An 18,330-nucleotide genomic window follows, 5' to 3' on the forward strand; every position below is an offset into this window, starting at 1 on the left:
GATAATTTAAAGTAAATTGAACCGTCTAAGAATAATGGACTCATATTGAGTTAAAAGAGAGCTTTGGGTCATTTTCCGTGAGCTATAACTTGTCACAGCCAGTTCATCAATAACTTTAAATAGCACTTATATATGAGCTATTGTCACGCTTACGATTACAACTCACTCTAAGAGAAAAAAGCCCTACGCAAATTTATTCTACCGGATGGATTTGATTTTTGTAATTCAACTATTTGATTTTAAATATATTTATTGCAATCATCTAAAATATTTTTGATCAGTTCAGGCTGAGTCTAAAGAAGGTTAAGACCTAGAAGCTCGATATTTTTAGCTCATATTTGCCAAAGTGGATGCTCTAAAATCAATTCATCCAACCATTCACGGAAAACCTTTACACGCTTGGGTATGTAACCAGAATAATAATATACAAAACTAATAGGCATGGCTTGCAGTGGATAATCTGTCAATACTTCTACCAAATCACCCTTTTTGAGATATGGCATAGCAAAAGCGAGTGGTACATAACCGATGCCTAATCCCGCTAATATAGCTTGGTAATAAGTTTGAGCGTTGTTGTAGGTCTGCTTTGGTGAGCCATGAAATAAATGGCCATCGATAACTTGAGTCTTGGACGTATCATCAACTATGACTTTAGCAATTTTACCTGTAGAAGCAAATTTAAAGGCAAGATAATCATGTTTTTGAAGATCTTGTACAGTATGAATTGGTGGATGAAGCTGTAAATAATTGGCTGTAGCACACAAGCAAAAAGGCATTTTCCCTATCATTTTTGCGACTAAATTATCATCAGTAATTACACCGCCACGCACGGCGCAATCAACACCTTCAGTCATTAAATCGCTTATTCGTTCACTACTACCGATTTCAACGCGTAATTGTGGATATTTGGCTAAAAAAGAGGGCAAGTTCGGCACAATAAGAAAATCTGCGACAGGTGATGGTAACTCGAGTTTAAGTAAACCAGAAATACTATGCTGCTGCTGTATTTCTTGATTGATCTCATCAAGTTCATCTAAAAGCGGCAAAATCTGTCGATAATATTGTAGGCCATCTACTGTGGGGAATACTTTTCGAGTAGTGCGGTGGAGTAATTTAATTCCAAGATATGTTTCAAGACTTTGGATTTGCCCTGAAAGTGTAGTCGAGGCGATATTCAAAGTATCTGAAGCTTTTTTAAAATTCCCGGTTTCAACGATGCGACAAAACGCACGCATAACTTCTAATTTATCAAACGCCATATAAGTGCTCTTAATTAACCGAGAAATCGTATAGATAAACCTTATTATCTATATTTTTGCTCATAATTGAAATAACTATAATGTTTGTATAGTCATAAACCAACCCGAGGTAAGCTATGAAAAAGGTAGCCGTACTTTTAACTACAATAATGTTAGCAAGCCAGTTAGCAATAGCTCATGACATTCAAGATACAGGTGGAAAGGGAGAAGTCGTTACTCCAATTACCGCTGTACAATTGCCGCAAACAAGCTCCACTAAAGCTACAGCATTACGAGTAGATTATGCTCCTGGAGGCTATTCAGGTGCACACAGACATCCAAAGCATGTTTTTGCGGTTGTTGTAAAAGGTGCTGTAGAAATAGGTCTAAACTCAGGAAAAACAAAAATTTATCATGAAGGTGAAGGGTGGTATGAATCTCCATCTGATATTCATAGTGTAAGCAGAAACGCCAGCCTAACTGAACCAGCCACTATCGTTGCATGGTTGCTTTCAGAGGGGAATCAAGAACTCGTTGTTCCAGAAGCTAAAGTAAATCTAACCAATGGGAAACCGTAACCATAAGATTCAAGCAGCTTTTTTCTTCACTTAATTAACTGGTTCTTATAGGAAAAAACCAATGGCGACCTTATTGATCAATGCTCATCCAAAGCCGCACTCTTCAAGTTATACGCAGAAAATGCAAAACTATTTTATAGAACAGTGGCAAAGATTGAACCCAAATGAAAAAATGACAATCATTAACTTATCTGAAATAGATATACCTTCTTTAGATGAAAGTGTATTAAATCTTTTTTCTAAACAAATCGCTGGTTTAAAATTAGATGATTTAGAACAAAGCCTTATGCTTAGAATGAAGCAAATTTTAGTACAGTTTAAGGCTCATCACCGTATTGTCATTGCAATGCCTATGCACAATTTTAATATCACTGCAAAATTAAAAGATTATATGGATAATATTTTAATAGCTCGGGAAACTTTTCGATACACTGAAAATGGTTCCATTGGCTTGATGACGGATGACCGTAAGATCTTTCTATTACAATCCAGTGGGGGCATCTATGTGGAAAATGAACGTTATACTCCCCTAGAATTTAGCCAAATGTATTTAAGAGAGATGTTTACTAATATTATGGGTTTTAACACCTTCTATATCGCTAGAGCTCAGGGAACTGCACTTCGTTCAGAAAGTGATGTATTAAAGGAAGGGTTCGAACGTATTGATTCTCAGCTGGTTAATTTCTGCCAATAATCAATATTTAGCTTCGATATACTTTGCTTCACAGTTCGTTTCGACAGGGATTAAGCAAAATTGATTCTTTGTCCAAGCATGGCGGAAGTTTGGCTTGGAAGCAACTGTTTCAAATCTAGCGTTATGTGTTACGAACTTGCTTTAGGTCATCTGCCTAATTTGGTACCAAACCAAAGCGGGCAGATCGCCATTTAATGCGGTGCTCGGTTGCGATGAGGATAGGGCGGCCGTAACCGAGATATAAATCAGCTTTAGAGTTGAATGTTGGCTCAAGAAGATTGAGCAAGTGAGCTCGGCTTTTGGCAATCGCTTCACTGTTGGCACAACTTACTAACGCGCATTCAAGATTACTACTGAAATGATCTCTAAAGATCAGATGCTAGAATTTGATCAAGCCCTGTAAAGAATTTGTTTTTGCCATGCAGTCCTCTATAAAAAGGGGAATTTCATGCATTTAACTCATTGTTATATTCGATTTGGTTAAAGATTAAAAATATCATAAGGGATTGTAAAAAATTACAAAATTTAATTACTAGGCAATGGATTAAAAATTGTTTTAAGTAATGCAATAATTTTTTCAACATCAGGATTATCAATTCGATAATGTAAAGTTTGTGATTCACGACGATAAGCCACCAAGCCTTCTTCACGCATTTTGGCTAAATGTTGAGATAGCGAGGATTGACTAATCGTGACTCTTTGCTGTATTTCACCTACGGTCATTTCTCCCTGCTCAATCAACAAACATAACACTAAAAGCCGATGTTCATTACTAATCGCCTTTAAAAGACTTGATGCTTTTTGCGTACCTTCAACTAAAAAAAGATCATTCGCATGTGAGGAACTCAGCGTCATATCAACCTCATATCAGTAATTAATGCTTAATTATAGCGGATAACAACATTTAAAATTGTATATTAGTAAAGTATAAATTAGATATTGATAAATTATAAAAACATAATATAATGCAATTCATCGTTCGTGGAGGCTACCTGATGGAGCGTGCAGTAAACATACAAGCTTTTCTTCATACTGAAAGTCATACCGTGACTTATCTTGTTTCTGATCCCGAAACTCATTTCGCTGCGATTATTGATCCTGTTCTTAATTATGATCATTTCACAGGAAATATCCGTACTCAGTCTATTGATCAAATATTAGATGCAGCGGATGAGCAAGCTTTAAAAATCGTTTGGGTATTGGAAACACATGCGCATGCAGACCATTTGAGTGCTGCACCTTACGTCAAAAAGTTGACCGGTGCTCTAATTGCGATTGGTGAGCATATTAAAGAAGTTCAATTATTGTTTAAGTCTCAATTTAATCTTGATGATGTTTCTGGTGAGGGCAGGGAGTTTGACCGTTTATTGCGAGATGGAGACAGCTTTATGCTCGGGCATTTAACTGTTGAAGTATTACATACACCGGGTCACACCCCTGCATGCGTTTCCTATCGAATCGGTAATGCTGTATTCGTAGGAGATACCTTGTTTATGCCTGATTATGGGACAGCACGAACAGATTTTTCAGGCGGAAGCGCGCAAATCCTATATCGCTCGATACAGAAATTATTGGAACTTCCACCAGACACCCGTCTATTTATGTGTCACGACTATATGACGCCAAAGCGTCCATATTTTGCCTGGGAAACGACCGTAGCAGAAACACGTATGGATAACATACATGTGAATCAGGCTATTTCTGAAGACGCTTTTATTCAGATGCGCCAGCAACGTGATGCCGGTTTGGCTCCGCCAAAGCTGTTGATTCCGGCCATTCAAGTTAATATCCGTGCTGGATATTTTCCTGAAGCAGAATCCAATGGGCGACAGTATTTAAAAGTGCCTTTGTCTTTTTAAGGATCTAAAGTCAGTAAAACACTGACTAATTTCATCTAACTCAATCTTCTTGATCCCGTTCTCTTGTTATTGCCTGCAATGAGCGTGGTGTCACTTTGCCTAAAAATTGGAAACTTGGTTATGAATACACCAACATGGGTACTACTCGCTTTTGCTGGATGGACATTGCTGATCTTGTTTAGCACGGTAGGAGTTTATCGCTGGTCTCGCATTCTTACTGGTCGTGCCACGGTGAGCGAATGGCAAGCAAATCAACCACAAGGGAGTGACTGGTATCAGCGAGCAATGGCAGCACATCGAAATTGTATTGAAAATCTCCCTGTATTTGCGGCTATCGTTATTTCTATCAATGCCTTAGATCTTCATGGCGCAGTTTTAAATAATTTAGCGCTGGCCATATTGATTGCACGTATTGCTCAAAGCCTTATCCATATTTGTCTTATTCAAACTGATCGGGTTGCAACTTGGCGCTTTATCTTCTTCTTCACTCAAATTGTTGCCATGATTTGGATGGGAATTTATATCGTACTCAAGCTTTGATGAGTTGTTTAAACACTTCAATGTGCGATCCAGAGGATGATTTGAATTGCACATTGTCTGAAGGTAGGAGAGTTTTATTGATGAATGAAATCAACTTATTGACCTTAGATAATTTTTCAACTTTGGTTACTGATAGACCTCATCAAGAAAAAGCAGCAGTCATTCTGTTTTCAGCATCTTGGTGTCAACCCTGTAAAAATATGAAACCGATTTTTCAGCAGGTTGCAGATGAAATGGGTACACAGGGAATCCTGTTTGGTGCTGTTGATATTGCACAATCACCAAGCTTAGCACAGCAATATGCCATTAAATCCGTACCATCGATTGCGCTTTTCAAGAGATCTGAACTAGTGACTGTGATTGCAGGCGAGAGCACGGTCAGTCAGCTTATTGCGCACTTAAAACATGAGCTAAAAGTTTGAAATTTTTTTGATTAGCTATCGGTTTAATTACAACGTTAGCCGTTCGCTAAAAGCGTAAATTGCAATAATATTTGCCGGGAAAATATCGACATGTGGATATTGGTTTTAGAAGGTTTATTGATTGGTTGTTTACTGGGCCTGACGGGTGCAGGTGGAGGTATTTTAGCTGTTCCTGTCTTAATGACCAGTCAGGGATGGAGTGTCGCGCAAGCCGCACCGATAGGCTTACTTGCGGTCACCTTATCAGCGTGCATCGGTATGCTACAGGGGCTTATAAAGCAGATCGTCCGTTATAAAGCTGCTTTATGGATTGCCTTGATAAGTATTCCTGCAGCAAAATATGGTCTCTATCTTGCGAAAGAGATTCCTGCTTTATGGCTTACATTAGGTTTTAGCCTGATTATGTTCTGGATTGCCTATCGTCTTCTATCAAATAAAATAAGTGATTTTGAGAATGCACCTTGTAAAGTAGATCAAGCCACTGGACGGTTTATCTGGAACTTTAGAGCCGCCACAATACTGGGCGGGATTGGTCTTGTAGCTGGACTCATGACTGGATTACTGGGTGTTGGCGGCGGTTTTGTGATTGTCCCTGGATTGCGTAAAACCACTGATCTGGATATGAAAAGTATTGTAGCAACCTCATTGATGGTCATTTTTCTCATCGGAGGCATTAGTATTACAATTAATATCCTTGAGGGTTTCCATTATCCGGCTAACGTTACATTAAGTTTTGTGCTGGCCTGTATATTGGGAATGTTGATTGGACGAAAGATCATGACATTTGTCAGCATTCAGAAAGTTCAAACTATTTTTGCAATCGCCCTAATCTTTGTTGCCAGCTATCTTATTTATTCAATTAAACAAAGTTGAGGGCAAATAAAGCTATGTTTTATCCTGACTATATGCTGTTAAAACATGTATAGATTGCTAGATTCTCTTATAAGATTGTTTCAGTATAGAGCCAGACTCTCGAATTAGTAGGACAATGATCATGGCAGTGAAGCATCGTATCTTTTTAAGGTATCTTTCTATTTTCGGTTTTGTAGCAAGTTCAGTTGTGACAAGTGTGACTTTTGCCAGCTCGGAGCAGGCATGGAACAAGCATGATCAGGAAATCAAAACGGCGTGTATAAAAGCCAGTCAACTTAAGAATGCCAAGGTAATGAGCAATATCATGTTGTTTGATGATCGTGTCGGATATTCTGCACTGTTGATTCAAGGGAAATATCCTCAAGCACATATGAAAAACAAAACGGGTCAAGAGCTGTGTTTATGGAATAAGTCTTCGAAGAAAGCTTATTTAAGTGAAACCAGCATAAAAGTAGGTTAAAACGATAAAGGGAAAATTGGATAAATTTTATATTTTCCATAAATAAAACAATAATTTATTTGTGTAACTCAACTCCCGCTATCTCCACCAAAATTTGCAATAAAAAACAGGCACCTAATTAGGTGCCTGTTTGCTTTGACAGGTTTTTGACAACTTTAGTCTGTTGTCAGTTTCCCCATCTCTATCTTGTTCTTATCGCCGTGTTTCTACTTTGCATCGTGTTTCATCATCATCTCTAAGCAATGTCCCCTCTGGTTGGATACAAACATGCTGTTCAATCCCTCAGCATCATAGCCACTTATCTGTAGCATTTATCGTCAGCAGTATAGGGACGAATACCGCAACCTTTTAAAGCAGTAATAAGTCTGTTGCGAGGTAGTTGCTCATCAAAGAAAGATTTCCCAGTCACAGGACAAATCATAAAATATAGCTTTCGAGTATTTTGATTCTTTAAGAGGGTTTGTAATTAAAAAATAATAAATATTAGTAACTTATGTTGATGTTTTGATTCTGGATAAATTAAATAAAACCAATACCGGAGTTAGAACTTGATGTATATAGATGCCCTTTAACTTCTCAATAATTTTTACTAATGATTTGGCATGAAATGATGAATGGTAGAGATTAATGTCAATTGTTCATTAATTTACTATGCTAATTTTATTTCAGTTTTAAGGTGGATAGGTTGGGTTGTTGATTTTATCAATGAACTCTATTTAAGCTATAAAGGGTTTAAAATGAGAAGGTTTATTTTGGTTGTAATCATTGCTTTATCTTTCACTGGCTGCTCGAATGCATCAAAAGTAGATCCTGAACTTGATAATATTGCTCATCTCATTTAATTAAAAATCAGCTTTAAATTGAAATTTTATTGTATTCGGTTTTTGAAGTTCATCATAAATATAAAACACATAAAAAAGAGAGCCTCTATCAGCTCTCTTTTTAAGTTTGGTTATTTACTAAAGCAATAAAACCAAGAAGTTATATTATTCTATTAAAATAAACTAAAACTTCTCTCTCACCCAGCCATAGGCCGCAGCAAAGGGGAGTGCAGTTCTCGCTAGATAAGGTACATGCCACAGACCGCCATGATTGGCATTTTCCATAATCAGCTGTAAAGGATGTTCGAGCTGTGTTTCAGGATTGGTCGCACTCTCTGGATTATTTAAATCATGTACCCACAGCGCAGCCATAATCGCATTTGTGGTTTCGGGACTAAAGGTTTCGACCTTAAACAGATCTGCACCTGAAAAAGCCGCTTTCAGGATCGGATTCTTCACCACCGAATGGGTGGTGGTAGAGGGCGCAATATTGATCACTGTTTTTTGACCACGCGCGCGGCTACAAATGGCAAACCACTGTTGCAGGCGTTTCGCGAGGGCATAGTTGGGCCCTTGCTCAATCACCATACAATCGGAAATACCATATTTTTGGCCATTATCCGATTCAATCAGCTGCTCAATATTCGACTTAAAAAAATGTCTTAAGGAAATATTGTGAATCGATTTGGTTAGTAACTTTTCAAGCAGTGGACGCTGCTTAATTTTTTGCTGGATCGACTGTACAACCGATGCTGGGATGGCATAAATATCAGTAGGCGTTAGCATAAACATGATACTGCTATCTGCTTTTTGACGACTCACCTGTTCCATGATGCTGATCATGGCAATTGAAACACGCACATGTTTCTCACCATCCAGATACGCAATCCCAGCCAGATCTAAGCTTTGCTCAAATGTAGTTAACCAGTTCGCAATCTCCGGCGTTTGAGTCAGGAGATTTGCACCGAGCTGCTTTTCACCATTTTCCGAGGTCATTTGGGGTGCAATAAGCGTGGCATTGCCTTGTTGAATGGTGCTGGTAATTTTTTGCCAGATTTTTGGATTCGGTAAATCAATCGCGACAATATTGGCACGCCATTTTGCTAACCAGCTTAAAGGCCCGGCTTCTGAGGCTGCACCGAACAGCACCATGGTACGTGAAGACAAGTCAAACCACTCAGGATGAGCCTGTAACAGGCGTAGGGCTTTGGCATGACTAGGTTCGATAATGTGTTGCTGTTCCCAGCACTCAATCTGCTTGAGTAAGGCTTGGCCTTGCAGTTTTTGCCCTTTAAAGGGGATAAACCAGGGTTCAATGCTAGGGTCGCCTGTTCCTTTGAGCACATAGCTTTCAAAAGGCTGGTCTTTAAAAACGGCCATGGCCTGTTCTAAAGAACTTTGCTGACCAGCACGATGAAAATTAAAGGACTTTTTCGCACTCTCCAGCCCGTGTTGGGCAATCCGTAGAGGATGTTGAACAGAACGAATACCTGTTTTCACCAGTTCTTCAAAATAAACCGGATATTTCTTTCTCCAGTTCTTTTCAGCTGTTAATTCAGAGGCATAAGGTGAATCGACACTTTTCAGTGCGGCATATAAGATATTCTTTGCGGTGGCTGTTGTGCTGGGCTTGTTTTTGCCAGATTGAATCGGAAATTGTATTCCATCCATATTTGACGATGATTTATTACTCAATGCGCTGCTCCAATCTACTGAATGCTAAAATTCAAAAAAGTAGAGGGACTCTTTGTCTCATCCATATTTATGTTTCCAGCATAAGTCGAAATGATGAAATTAAAAATAGCGGAAATAGGGCAATTCATCACGATTTTGGAACAACATAAAATGGAGAAAAAAGACCAGATCACACATTAAAAATAGTAATTACAGTGGTTTAGGTGCAGAATTTGGCTTAATTCTGTTTGTCCCAGATAGGTAAAATGTTACTTTGGAGGGGCTACAAACACTTTTAACTGTCTGTTTAGAGTAAATCACACATCATATTTTGGCTGAAGTTCATGCAGGACATGATTACTTAAATCCCTTTAAATCTTGCATAGCAAATGAATATCTTCAGGCTCGAGTTGCCATAGCTGCTGATCGGGTTTATCCAATACTTCTGCGCCATGTTTTAGATAAAAATCAACGGTTCGTTTGCTAGGCGTTGCAGAAATATACAGCTCGTTTCCACCCAGTTCTATTGCAGTGTTTATTGCTGCTTGCATGAGTTGCGCACCTATGCCTTGGCCTTGCTGATCGGCATCAACATAAAAGTAGTGCAGAAGTCTGGCTTCGGGGTAATCTTGAATGTGTTGATTCGAGACCACGCAAATGCCGACCAGTCTTGCTTGCAGGTTAAAAGCTCCGATGAATGCGGCATGCTCATGGTAGAGCTGTTTTAATTTCTGCGGATCATTTTGTAGATGGTAAGCATCCCAATGTTGTACATCATAAAAGCAGTCCATCAGTTGTAATGTCTGTTGTTTGACATAATTTTGGGTGATCAGTTCTCGCCGATTAATCTGTTGCCAGATCAAGTCAATTTCTGAATATTGAAGCGGTCTTAGAATAATAGTGATAGTGTTTTCCTTGTCATACTATTTATTTATATTTTAACGGCTAAGCTAGGCTTTAAACAGTTTATTTACATTAGAGACAATCTGTTAAGCAAATCAGCTATACCTCTCCTATAGATCAACTTATGCTAGCTGTAGTCATTAAAATAACAAGGAAAATCTCTGATGTCTTTACGGTTGATCTTCTCCCTGACTGGAACCAGTCTGCTTTTGATGTTTTCAGGCTGTACGCCATCTTCAAAATATTCAATTGCCGATAGTTTCGGCCCACAGCCCATTTTACCTAAACCTCAATCCAGCCTGATTCCGACGGTTAATATTGCTCCGGCCAAAGGCTGGCCGAAGGGCAAAATGCCCACTACGGTTGAAGGGCTGAAAGTTCAGGCTTTTGCCAGTGGACTGGATCATCCAAGATGGCTGTATGTATTACCAAATGGTGATGTGCTGGTGGCAGAAACCGATGCGCCGCCTAAACCGGAAGACAGCAAGGGCATTCGTGGCAAAATCATGAAAATGGTGATGAAACGTGCCGGTTCATCATTACCCAGTGCCAACCGCATCCGCTTATTACGGGATACGAATGGTGATGGTATCGCAGATCAGAATACGGTTTTTCTACAGAATTTGAACTCGCCCTTTGGCATGGCATTGGTGGGGGATATGCTTTATGTGGCCAATACCGATGCGCTGATGCGTTATCCCTATCAGGAAGATGCAACCCAAATCACGGCAAAGGGCACCAAGGTGCTGGATTTACCCGCTGGTCAGCTCAATCATCACTGGACTAAAAATGTGATTGCCAATCCACAGGGAAGCAAACTTTATATCACGGTCGGCTCGAATAGTAATGCCGGGGAGAATGGTCTGGATCAGGAACAGGGACGGGCACAGATTCTGGAATATGATATTGCTACTGCCAAAGTAAGGCCTTATGCAACCGGACTACGTAATCCGAATGGTATGGGTTGGCAACCACAGGGCGGAAAACTCTGGACAGTGGTTAATGAACGGGATGAACTCGGTAGTGATCTGGTTCCAGATTATATGACCTCAGTGAAAGAGGGAGCGTTTTATGGTTGGCCATATAGCTATTATGGCCAACATATCGATAAACGGGTCAAGCCACAAAATCCTGAGCTGGTGAAGCGGGCGCTTAAACCTGACTATGCCTTGGGTAACCATACCGCATCTTTGGGGCTGGCATTCTATGCGACCGAGCTTATGCCACAGTATCGCGGTGGTGCATTCATTGGGCAGCATGGGTCATGGAACCGAAAACCGCATAGTGGATACAAAGTCGTTTTTGTGCCTTTCCGAAATGGACAGCCTTCGGGTCAACCGCAAGAAGTGCTGACCGGTTTCTTAAGCGAGAAAGGTGAAGCTTATGGCCGTCCTGTGGGAGTGGCGATTGATTTTTCTGGTGCGCTTTTAGTCGCTGATGATGTCGGCAATACGGTTTGGCGAGTCTCGCCTGTTGCGCAAACCACTTATGAAAGCCCAATGCAAAAGTATCGGCAGTAAGTTAGATTTATGATTTAAATTTTACTTGGTGCTATCCAAATTGTCGTTATTCATATAAAGTCTATAGAAAATACATCTTCATTGTAAAACATTACAAATCTACTAAACTTTTCGTTCCATACTCAGTGGGACATAACAACATCAAGGATAGCGTCATGCCACAGTATTTGCGTATCGCTGATAATATTTACAGGCATTTTGAAGAGGAGAAAAAGTTTCATGCTCCGCTGCAAGATTGCCTAAATTTCATTGTTAAACAGTTACGTGAAGAACTTAAAGATACTGACTTAAAATTATTGTATAACTACATCGATTTTGTGGAAGGTTTTCAGGACAGGCCGACCAAAGACCATATTTGTATTGATGTCAGTTTAGTCCCCAACTATAAGAATAAAGATGAGTTTGTGTTGTGGTTAGCAGGGTTTATTGAACGTATCACAGAAGGTGGGGTAAAGAGGCTGCCACCCATCCATGAAGAAATACCGGCAGAGTTTACATTTGAACGTGACCTGAGCATTATTCTGGATCAGTTGAAAACCAGTTCTGCCGAACAGATCAAATCCTATTTTGAAAGTGATGAATTTAAGAATAGTTAGTGGGAATTTATGGAACCATCATTTTTAGTTTTAAGACTTTTAAAGTGCATCTTTATTTAATGATGCACTTTTTTATTTGTATCTTTGATCCACCATTTATAAGAGCATAAGATTTTCCTGTTGTTATCCGAATAATAGAATTAGAACATTTAAAATCAGCTGAGCTAAGACATGGCCGTTAGACGATTTTTTAAGATATCTAGTGAAATTAAACATATTAGGCCTAGTTTTTTTACATTATAATTATTTAGATTTTCTAATATACTTATCAAGTATAAATAAATACCTGTGAGACTCTATTCTCAATTAAAAAAATAATTTAGCTTAATAAGCATCAAAACTAATTTTTATTTTTCAAATATATAAATTTGAAAACTATTTTTAAAAGGACAAATTTTAAAAGGATTACAACAATGAAGACGGTCGATAACCCAGATGCGAGGACGAAAATTCATGCAGTTGAAATGCTCAGTGTGCATGAGTTTTCAGGTGGTATTGTTGGACCCAGTTTAAAAATGTTAGGTCCATTAAAGGATAGAGGGATTTTAAAAGCGGGTACTCCACCTGGCTGTTGGGGTCCAATGATTACCCCTGCTTTTCAAGGTGGCCATGAAGTCACTTTACCTGTAGCAATAGAAGGGGCTGAGATTGGAGATGCCGTTGCTCTAAAAATTAAAAGCATGAAGGTGACATCGACGGCAACATCTTCTGGTGTGATGACTTTTGTGGAAGGGCGTTATCACGGCGACCCATTCGTTGCGAAATACTGTGGTGCCTGCGGGGTGAATCAGCCCGAGAGTTATGTTGATGGCATCGGTCAAAATGCGATTCATTGTCAGCACTGTGGTACAGAAGTCAGTGCATTTCGGTTTTCTCATGGTTATGTGATTGTGTTCGATCAGAAAAACAACCTGAGCTTGACGGTTTCCCAGCCGATTGCCAATCGATTGGCTGGACAGGCGCATGAAATAGCAGCCTTGCCTGCGCAGGCAGCGCAACATTCTATTTTGTCATTGGCGCGTGCAGATATGCCTGGTGTTGCTGCGCATATGCGACCTTTCCTCGGTAATATCGGCACCAGTCCAGCCCGAGATCTGCCAGATTCGCATAACTGTTATGACTTTGGTCAATATCTAATTCAGGCACCTCATCAATATTGCATGACTGAGCAGGAACTTTGGGCTGCCAAAACCGATGGGCATATGGATACCAATTCGGTACGCCCTGGCTGCATTGTTATTTGTCCAGTCAAAGTTCCGGGGGCGGGAGTTTATTTAGGTGATATGCATGCGCAGCAAGGCAATGGTGAGATTGCTGGACATGCAACGGATGTATCGGGCGAGACTGAGCTTGAAGTACAGCTGATAAAAGGGTTGACACTTGAAGGGCCGATTCTCTTGCAAGCACTGGAAGATCTTCCTCTGCTGGCACGTCCGTTTACCGCGGAACAGAAGCTACAGATTCAAGCACTTGCGGCGAAATGGGGGCAAACAGAAGTTGAGGAGAGTGGTCCTATTACTTTTATGGGTACAGGTAAAAACCTGAACGAAGCCACTGAAAATGCTTTACAGCGCGCAGCCAAAACCACTGGACTTGCCTATGAGGAAGTGCTCAATCGCTGCACCATTACGGGTTCAATTGAAATTAGCCGCTTACCAGGCATGGTCCGTGCCACATTTCTTTGCCCGATGCCCATTTTAGAAAAAATGGGCATTGCAACCCTAGTTCGGGAACATTATCAGCTTTAAAAGAGGGAACTTAAATGAATAGTACAGCTCAATTACGCTGGGGAAACCTATATCCAGAATTAGGTCAGGACCCGATCCCTACCGAGGCGTGTATTTCGCCTAAAATTTTTGAACAAGAAATAGAGAAAGTCTTTTCCAAAGTCTGGCTTAAAGTCGGCAGGGTTGAAGAGATTGCAAACAAAGGTGATTACAAGGTTAAACGACTTGATTTTGCCAAGACTTCAGTGATTTTAATTCATGCTAAAGATGGACAAGTCCGTGGCTTTCACAATGTCTGCTCACACCGCGGCAATAAAGTCATTGTAGAAACGGGTGATGAGACCTTTGGACATAGTAAAGCTGCAGTGGTGAGCTGTCGTTTTCATGGGTGGGTATATGATGCCAAAGGTGACTTGGTCAATGTGCCAGAAGAGGAAAAATTTTCGGCATGTTTTGAAAAGAAAAACAATGGGCTCACGCCTATACGGACTGAGGTCTGGGAAGGATTTATTTTTATTAATCTGGACGCTGAGGGCGGGCAGAGTTTAACTGAGTTTTTAGGGACAATGGGACAGCATCTCGCGAGCTATCCTTTTGCCGAGATGGAGGAGTGTTTTGCCTATAACACGGTGTTGAACTGTAATTGGAAAGTGGCCCATGACGCTTTTGCCGAGGCCTATCATGTCGCAACCATACATGCAGGTTCTTTTCCAAATGTCTTCGCTTCAGGCTTACAAGATGTTCAACTCTTAGGGGATCATCGTACCTGCGCTGTCTGCCTTACTAAAAACGCGCATCCGAAACCGGCTGCAAAACTGTCTGGTGAAATTACAGGTGCTTCTTTAGTTCATCACTATCAACGTCAGCAATTACCGCCATCTGTTAATCCGCATGATCGGGATGATTTTTCTTTTGAACTCTCCGTGATTTTTCCGAATATTCTGGTCCATGTGACAGAAGGAGTCTGGTTTACCCATCAGTTTTGGCCGATCAGTCATAACCAGACTCGGTGGGAAGGCCGCTATTATTTACCCAAGGCCAAAACATATTCAGAACGATGGGCTCAGGAGTTTGCACAGATTTTACAGCGTAACGCCTGGCTGGAAGATACGGCAACCATGGAAGATACACAATCGGCACTTGAATCCCAAGCCAAGAAAGTGATGCACCTACAGGATGAAGAAATTTTAATTCGACATGGTTATCACGTTTTAGAACAGTATCTGAATGGTCGTAAGGAGCACATCGCATGAGTAAATGTATTTCTCAATTACCTGCAGATTTTTCCATGCTGCAACCTTTTGTGAAGATGTGGGCGTTGAATACAGCCCAGCAACGACATCGACAGCGCTTGAATGCTACTACAGATGCTTTGCATCTTTTCTACAACGCCATGTTACCTCAAATGCGTCATTTGCTAGCCATGCTGGATACTTATCCATTGGGACACCTGCCTGACGAACTGCATCCATTGTACTGGCTAAGTCACAGTTTTGCAGAGGTGGCACCACATATTGAACTGTATAAAGGACAAGTCGGTGTCCCTTTTGCCTTTGAAGAAAAAAGGTTTATTTATGAAAAAGCTGAACTTGTCGATTGCTGAGAGTGTGTAAGGTGAATATTAATAGTTTGCTGCAACGCCTGGAATATCTAGAGGCTTGTAATGCGATAAACCAGTTAATTGGCCGTTATGCCACTGCAGCAGATCAGCGGAATAATCCACAGATCATGCATAACTTATTTCATGAAGATGCGATCTGGCAAGCAGCGGGATTTGGCGCCTATCAAGGACGCCAAAGCATTGTGGCGGGTTTATCTGAAATTGCGCGTGAGCAAATTTTGTGGAGCCTGCATGTAATGGGTGTTCCTAATCTTGAGTTTTCCGAAAACCAGCAGCAGGCAAAGGTGCAGTGGGTACTCTGGGAAGTTTCAACTATAGCTGGTAGTGAGGCTTCACAAAATTATTGTCTAGGTGGGTTTTATCAAGCCAAAGCTAGAAAAGACTCCCAAGGAATTTGGCGTTTTGATGAGGTGCTACTGAATATCGCACTTAAGTATCCAATTGCGGCCAATCTTTATCAGGACAACTCAGCCTAAATAGAAGTTGTTGTGGCGAAGGCAATTGATGATTGAACTAAATCAGGGAGAGATGAGAAATGAATCATACTTCTATAAATTGTATTGTTGAAAAATTTCTTTGCAATACTGCACAGGTCGAAGCAGGAACAGGGTTACAAGTAATCCTGCAAGGATATCCCCCTTTGGCCGTCTTCCATTTGAACAATGGTGAATTTCACGTAACTGCCGATACTTGTACCCATGGTAATGCGTCATTGGCAGATGGTGAGCTAGAAGGTGAAGAAGTGGAATGTCCATTTCATGCAGGTAGTTTCAACGTTAAAACCGGAGCCGCCTGTAGCGCGCCATGTCATATTCCTCTCAGAATCTACCCAAGTGTAGTTGAGAATGGTCAGGTATTCTTGCTGGAGTAGGGTATGACATTCAAAATCACATTGGCAGAAGATCACTATTTTCACTGTGGGCAGAATGATGTCATTTTACGTGCGGGCTTACGGCACGGATTCGGCATGCCGTATGAATGTAATACGGGCGGATGCGGGACCTGCAAAATCGAAGTAGTAGCAGGTGAAATTGAGAATTTATGGCCTGAAGCGCCGGGATTAACCGATCGCGATCGACGAAAAGGTCGGGTATTGGCGTGCCAGAGTCGACCTAAGAGTGCTTGTAAAATCAAAGTGCATCTGGACGAGCAATGTAAACCTAATATTCAGCCTAAACAACATCGTGTACAACTTATTAAAGTTACCCCAGTAACACATGATATCGTTGAAATACATTTACAATCTCAACAGGCTGCTGATTTCTTGCCTGGACAGTATGCGCTGTTGCAGATAAATGGTGAATTACAGCGTGCTTATTCCATGGCAAATTTACCGAATAAAGAAGGACGATGGGTTTTTCAAATCAAGCGAGTCGTGGGTGGCCAGGCTACTGGTCTTCTGTTTGATGAGCTGCAACGACAACAGTTAGCCATTGTGCTGGATGGCCCCTATGGTTTGGCTCATCTCCAGCCTGAAGAGGGCTCAGTACGACCGATAATCTGTATCGCTGGTGGTTCTGGTTTGGCCCCAATGTTGTCTATTGCACGGGGTGCGGCTCAACAAGCACGCACACAGCAACAAAAGCTTTATTTTTTTCATGGTGGAAGGGAAGCACGCGATTTATTGAATCATTCCATTTTAAATGCATGGACTGGGCTGGGAGAGCAGTTGGTTTATGTTCCTGCGACCTCATTTACAGCGATTGCTGGAATCTCGCATGGTTTTATTCATGAGGTAGTGCAACAACATTTAGGCCAATCTATTGCTGATTATGAGGTGTATTGTGCTGGCCCTCCACCCATGGTGCAATCGATTGAGCAAATGGCACATGCCATGGGATTGCCTAGAAAGTATATTCATTTCGACCGGTTCTTCTAGCTTTAACTATTCACGTGATGAATGTATCTGAAAATGGGAGTTGAGAATAAAATAGGAATAGATAGACGGTTATGTATAGTTTGTGTGACGCATTATGTATTTATAAAATAAAGCGTGATATAAATAGCGCATTAACGATGAGCTTCTTTGATGAATGTCTATATCGTAATCCCATGTTCTTCCCCAAGAGCTTGGGATTTTTTTTATGTGCAAATTAATCTATGGCAGAATCAGAAAGCACAGTGTGGATTAGGAGGGGAGATATAAAGGAAAAGGATGAGCAACTGTTGTCGAGTTGAATGAAAGCATCTGGAGAACTGGTCTAAACACGTATCCTCCAAATGAGTTCACTGGTATGAAATATTATTTTTTTTGCTTAAAACGGTATTTGCATTTCAGACAGCGATAGTCCTGAAAAATATTTTTGTCGACCATGACACCTGCCTTTTTCCCGAACATATTGCCAATCACGCCCCCTGTGATTCCTGCACTGATCGCACCGACAAAAGTGCCGACCGTACCGCCAACAATCACACCTAAGGGACCAGCAACCGTACCAATTGCTGCACCGATGGATGCACCACCTGCAGCACCACCGACCGTACCTGCTGTCGTTCCTGCGGCTGTCAGTAACACACCACCTGTAGTTTTCAGTAATTTGTCATGATTACGTGTTTCAACTTCGGTGGAACCACATTTCGGGCATAGTATAGGTTTGTCCATAAAACTATCCTGTTTTCTCTATTGATAACGACATTCAGTGTATTGAGCAATTGCCGATAGCACTGGGTCAGGCTCAATTCTAGCTGATCGCTGCAATAAGTATTTATAGTTCATGTAAATACTTTTACCCTTATCCTAACTCCCGAGATTTGAAGCTTTTAAGTTCACAATAGAACTGCGGAAGAATAAGGCGAGAGAGGGG

Annotated in this window: 21 protein-coding genes and 1 pseudogene; 16 read left to right on the top strand and 6 right to left on the bottom strand. The window is 40.8% G+C overall.

All coding sequences use genetic code 11. From position 1 onward, the window contains the following. Positions 1-332: 332 nt before the first annotated feature. Positions 333-1,259, bottom strand: a complete 927-nt coding sequence (locus MSG93_RS00430) for a LysR family transcriptional regulator (protein WP_324618988.1) — start codon at positions 1,257-1,259, stop codon at positions 333-335. A gap of 116 nt (positions 1,260-1,375) precedes the next feature. Between MSG93_RS00430 and MSG93_RS00435 the strand changes: the two genes are divergently transcribed. Together MSG93_RS00435 and MSG93_RS00440 are read left to right on the top strand one after the other, a co-directional pair. Further along, a complete protein-coding gene (locus MSG93_RS00435; protein WP_324618990.1) occupies positions 1,376-1,816 on the top strand; it encodes a cupin domain-containing protein in 441 nt (146 codons plus the stop codon). 61 nt (positions 1,817-1,877) lie between these two features. After that, positions 1,878-2,510, top strand: coding sequence for an FMN-dependent NADH-azoreductase (locus MSG93_RS00440; protein ID WP_324618992.1), 633 nt, complete (start codon positions 1,878-1,880; stop codon positions 2,508-2,510). A 6-nt stretch (positions 2,511-2,516) separates the two neighbouring features. Here the strand turns inward: MSG93_RS00440 and MSG93_RS00445 are convergent. Together MSG93_RS00445 and MSG93_RS00450 are read right to left on the bottom strand one after the other, a co-directional pair. Beyond that, positions 2,517-2,883: pseudogene (locus tag MSG93_RS00445) on the bottom strand (SOS response-associated peptidase family protein); the annotation flags it as partial. A gap of 152 nt (positions 2,884-3,035) precedes the next feature. Beyond that, positions 3,036-3,365 carry a metalloregulator ArsR/SmtB family transcription factor gene (locus tag MSG93_RS00450; protein ID WP_324618994.1) on the bottom strand — a complete coding sequence of 110 codons (330 nt, stop codon included), beginning with the start codon at positions 3,363-3,365 and terminating at the stop codon, positions 3,036-3,038. Positions 3,366-3,475: 110 nt separating this feature from the next. On the opposite strand from MSG93_RS00450, the gene MSG93_RS00455 reads away from it, so the two are divergent. From MSG93_RS00455 to MSG93_RS00480, 6 genes are all read left to right on the top strand, one after another. Next, the gene (locus MSG93_RS00455) at positions 3,476-4,369 is read left to right on the top strand and encodes an MBL fold metallo-hydrolase (protein ID WP_324618996.1); all 894 of its coding nucleotides are present in this window, start codon (positions 3,476-3,478) and stop codon (positions 4,367-4,369) included. A 120-nt stretch (positions 4,370-4,489) separates the two neighbouring features. Further along, on the top strand, positions 4,490-4,909 hold the full coding sequence (locus tag MSG93_RS00460; RefSeq protein ID WP_324618998.1) for an MAPEG family protein: 420 nt from the start codon (positions 4,490-4,492) through the stop codon (positions 4,907-4,909). A gap of 80 nt (positions 4,910-4,989) precedes the next feature. Beyond that, positions 4,990-5,331, top strand: coding sequence for a thioredoxin family protein (locus MSG93_RS00465; RefSeq protein WP_324619000.1), 342 nt, complete (start codon positions 4,990-4,992; stop codon positions 5,329-5,331). Positions 5,332-5,421: 90 nt separating this feature from the next. Continuing rightward, positions 5,422-6,204: a sulfite exporter TauE/SafE family protein gene (locus MSG93_RS00470; RefSeq protein ID WP_324619002.1), complete on the top strand. Its 783-nt coding sequence runs from the start codon at positions 5,422-5,424 to the stop codon at positions 6,202-6,204. A gap of 121 nt (positions 6,205-6,325) precedes the next feature. Continuing rightward, entirely contained in the window at positions 6,326-6,664 is a 339-nt protein-coding gene (locus MSG93_RS00475; protein ID WP_324619004.1) for a hypothetical protein, read from the top strand. 614 nt (positions 6,665-7,278) lie between these two features. Further along, entirely contained in the window at positions 7,279-7,506 is a 228-nt protein-coding gene (locus MSG93_RS00480; protein ID WP_324619006.1) for a hypothetical protein, read from the top strand. Positions 7,507-7,668: 162 nt separating this feature from the next. Here the strand turns inward: MSG93_RS00480 and MSG93_RS00485 are convergent, their stop codons facing one another. Beyond that, positions 7,669-9,180: a hypothetical protein gene (locus MSG93_RS00485; RefSeq protein WP_324619007.1), complete on the bottom strand. Its 1,512-nt coding sequence runs from the start codon at positions 9,178-9,180 to the stop codon at positions 7,669-7,671. A 350-nt stretch (positions 9,181-9,530) separates the two neighbouring features. Next, a complete protein-coding gene (locus MSG93_RS00490; RefSeq protein WP_324620634.1) occupies positions 9,531-10,058 on the bottom strand; it encodes a GNAT family N-acetyltransferase in 528 nt (175 codons plus the stop codon). Positions 10,059-10,226: 168 nt separating this feature from the next. On the opposite strand from MSG93_RS00490, the gene MSG93_RS00495 reads away from it, so the two are divergent. The 8 genes from MSG93_RS00495 to MSG93_RS00530 all read left to right on the top strand — a co-directional run bounded on the left by MSG93_RS00495 (position 10,227) and on the right by MSG93_RS00530 (position 17,405). Continuing rightward, on the top strand, positions 10,227-11,582 hold the full coding sequence (locus MSG93_RS00495) for a sorbosone dehydrogenase family protein (protein WP_324619009.1): 1,356 nt from the start codon (positions 10,227-10,229) through the stop codon (positions 11,580-11,582). A gap of 155 nt (positions 11,583-11,737) precedes the next feature. Then, complete coding sequence (locus tag MSG93_RS00500; protein ID WP_005229162.1) at positions 11,738-12,178, top strand: hypothetical protein; 441 nt, start codon at positions 11,738-11,740, stop codon at positions 12,176-12,178. A gap of 413 nt (positions 12,179-12,591) precedes the next feature. Then, entirely contained in the window at positions 12,592-13,926 is a 1,335-nt protein-coding gene (locus MSG93_RS00505; protein WP_324619012.1) for an acetamidase/formamidase family protein, read from the top strand. A 14-nt stretch (positions 13,927-13,940) separates the two neighbouring features. Next, on the top strand, positions 13,941-15,158 hold the full coding sequence (locus MSG93_RS00510) for an aromatic ring-hydroxylating dioxygenase subunit alpha (RefSeq protein WP_324619014.1): 1,218 nt from the start codon (positions 13,941-13,943) through the stop codon (positions 15,156-15,158). After that, the gene (locus MSG93_RS00515) at positions 15,155-15,508 is read left to right on the top strand and encodes a hypothetical protein (RefSeq protein WP_324619016.1); all 354 of its coding nucleotides are present in this window, start codon (positions 15,155-15,157) and stop codon (positions 15,506-15,508) included. Before MSG93_RS00510 ends, MSG93_RS00515 begins: the two co-directional genes overlap by 4 nt. Positions 15,509-15,519: 11 nt before the next feature. Further along, complete coding sequence (locus tag MSG93_RS00520; RefSeq protein WP_005284139.1) at positions 15,520-16,002, top strand: nuclear transport factor 2 family protein; 483 nt, start codon at positions 15,520-15,522, stop codon at positions 16,000-16,002. Between the two features lie 59 nt (positions 16,003-16,061). Then, entirely contained in the window at positions 16,062-16,397 is a 336-nt protein-coding gene (locus MSG93_RS00525; RefSeq protein WP_005284141.1) for a non-heme iron oxygenase ferredoxin subunit, read from the top strand. 3 nt (positions 16,398-16,400) lie between these two features. Further along, complete coding sequence (locus MSG93_RS00530; RefSeq protein WP_324619019.1) at positions 16,401-17,405, top strand: 2Fe-2S iron-sulfur cluster binding domain-containing protein; 1,005 nt, start codon at positions 16,401-16,403, stop codon at positions 17,403-17,405. A 363-nt stretch (positions 17,406-17,768) separates the two neighbouring features. Here MSG93_RS00530 and MSG93_RS00535 read toward each other — a convergent pair whose 3' ends face one another. Further along, positions 17,769-18,128, bottom strand: a complete 360-nt coding sequence (locus tag MSG93_RS00535) for a hypothetical protein (protein WP_005229164.1) — start codon at positions 18,126-18,128, stop codon at positions 17,769-17,771. Positions 18,129-18,330: the final 202 nt, after the last annotated feature.

Source organism: Acinetobacter sp. IK40 (assembly GCF_035615075.1).
GTDB lineage: Bacteria > Pseudomonadota > Gammaproteobacteria > Pseudomonadales > Moraxellaceae > Acinetobacter > Acinetobacter courvalinii.

Coding starts and splice junctions, on each gene's coding strand:
- MSG93_RS00475 (WP_324619004.1), top strand. CDS start 6,326: ATGGCAGTGAAGCATCGTATCTTTTTAAGGTATCTTTCTATTTTCGGT.
- MSG93_RS00455 (WP_324618996.1), top strand. CDS start 3,476: ATGCAATTCATCGTTCGTGGAGGCTACCTGATGGAGCGTGCAGTAAAC.
- MSG93_RS00530 (WP_324619019.1), top strand. CDS start 16,401: ATGACATTCAAAATCACATTGGCAGAAGATCACTATTTTCACTGTGGG.
- MSG93_RS00525 (WP_005284141.1), top strand. CDS start 16,062: ATGAATCATACTTCTATAAATTGTATTGTTGAAAAATTTCTTTGCAAT.
- MSG93_RS00430 (WP_324618988.1), bottom strand. CDS start 1,259: ATGGCGTTTGATAAATTAGAAGTTATGCGTGCGTTTTGTCGCATCGTT.
- MSG93_RS00460 (WP_324618998.1), top strand. CDS start 4,490: ATGAATACACCAACATGGGTACTACTCGCTTTTGCTGGATGGACATTG.
- MSG93_RS00495 (WP_324619009.1), top strand. CDS start 10,227: ATGTCTTTACGGTTGATCTTCTCCCTGACTGGAACCAGTCTGCTTTTG.
- MSG93_RS00500 (WP_005229162.1), top strand. CDS start 11,738: ATGCCACAGTATTTGCGTATCGCTGATAATATTTACAGGCATTTTGAA.
- MSG93_RS00510 (WP_324619014.1), top strand. CDS start 13,941: ATGAATAGTACAGCTCAATTACGCTGGGGAAACCTATATCCAGAATTA.
- MSG93_RS00480 (WP_324619006.1), top strand. CDS start 7,279: ATGGTAGAGATTAATGTCAATTGTTCATTAATTTACTATGCTAATTTT.
- MSG93_RS00440 (WP_324618992.1), top strand. CDS start 1,878: ATGGCGACCTTATTGATCAATGCTCATCCAAAGCCGCACTCTTCAAGT.
- MSG93_RS00465 (WP_324619000.1), top strand. CDS start 4,990: ATGAATGAAATCAACTTATTGACCTTAGATAATTTTTCAACTTTGGTT.
- MSG93_RS00505 (WP_324619012.1), top strand. CDS start 12,592: ATGAAGACGGTCGATAACCCAGATGCGAGGACGAAAATTCATGCAGTT.
- MSG93_RS00470 (WP_324619002.1), top strand. CDS start 5,422: ATGTGGATATTGGTTTTAGAAGGTTTATTGATTGGTTGTTTACTGGGC.
- MSG93_RS00515 (WP_324619016.1), top strand. CDS start 15,155: ATGAGTAAATGTATTTCTCAATTACCTGCAGATTTTTCCATGCTGCAA.
- MSG93_RS00450 (WP_324618994.1), bottom strand. CDS start 3,365: ATGACGCTGAGTTCCTCACATGCGAATGATCTTTTTTTAGTTGAAGGT.
- MSG93_RS00535 (WP_005229164.1), bottom strand. CDS start 18,128: ATGGACAAACCTATACTATGCCCGAAATGTGGTTCCACCGAAGTTGAA.
- MSG93_RS00435 (WP_324618990.1), top strand. CDS start 1,376: ATGAAAAAGGTAGCCGTACTTTTAACTACAATAATGTTAGCAAGCCAG.